Genomic DNA, 675 nt, shown 5'->3' with positions numbered 1-675 from the left:
CAAAGTCTGTTTGCCGACTCCCCGAAGCTTTTCGCAGGCTACCACGTCTTTCATCGCCTCTGACTGCCAAGGCATCCACCGTATGCGCTTCTTCACTTGACCATATAACCCCAAGCAATCTGGTTATACTGTGAAGACGACATTCGCCGAAAATTCGAATTTCTCAATTAAGAGAACTCACAAATTTTACCTTAGCCTGATCCGTTACCAGTGAAAGTAACGTTCAGTCTATCTTTCTATCACATACCCAAATTTTTAAAGAACGAACTAGTCAAAGACTAGAAATCAACATTCACCATCACAACGATGGAATGCTCATTTCTAAGCTTTATACAAACAGAAGCAGTAGTGGTGGAGCCAAACGGGATCGAACCGTTGACCTCCTGCGTGCAAGGCAGGCGCTCTCCCAGCTGAGCTATGGCCCCGTATTTCTACAGGCGTTTCCCACACAAAATTGGTGGGTCTGGGCAGATTCGAACTGCCGACCTCACCCTTATCAGGGGTGCGCTCTAACCAACTGAGCTACAGACCCAATTTCGGGCTGCTTCTTTCGTCTTCTTCAATGAATCAAGCAATTCGTGTGGGAACTTATGGAGCAGCTGATGTCGTCGATTAAGGAGGTGATCCAGCCGCAGGTTCCCCTACGGCTACCTTGTTACGACTTCACCCCAGTCA

2 tRNA genes and 2 rRNA genes are annotated in these 675 nt (G+C 47.7%); all 4 read right to left on the bottom strand.

Annotated elements, in window-relative coordinates:
• Window positions 1-102: ribosomal RNA gene (locus BKD70_RS00020) — 23S ribosomal RNA — on the bottom strand; the annotation flags it as partial.
• Window positions 103-349: 247 nt separating this feature from the next.
• Window positions 350-425: transfer RNA gene (locus BKD70_RS00015), tRNA-Ala, on the bottom strand.
• Window positions 426-455: 30 nt separating this feature from the next.
• Window positions 456-532: transfer RNA gene (locus BKD70_RS00010), tRNA-Ile, on the bottom strand.
• Between the two features lie 81 nt (window positions 533-613).
• Window positions 614-675 (bottom strand): 16S ribosomal RNA (locus BKD70_RS00005); the annotation flags it as partial.

It is taken from the genome of Pseudomonas sp. BS-2016 (genome assembly GCF_001806145.1).
Taxonomy (GTDB): Bacteria; Pseudomonadota; Gammaproteobacteria; order Pseudomonadales; family Pseudomonadaceae; genus Aquipseudomonas; species Aquipseudomonas lundensis.
This window is presented reverse-complemented; position numbering and strand designations above follow the sequence as displayed.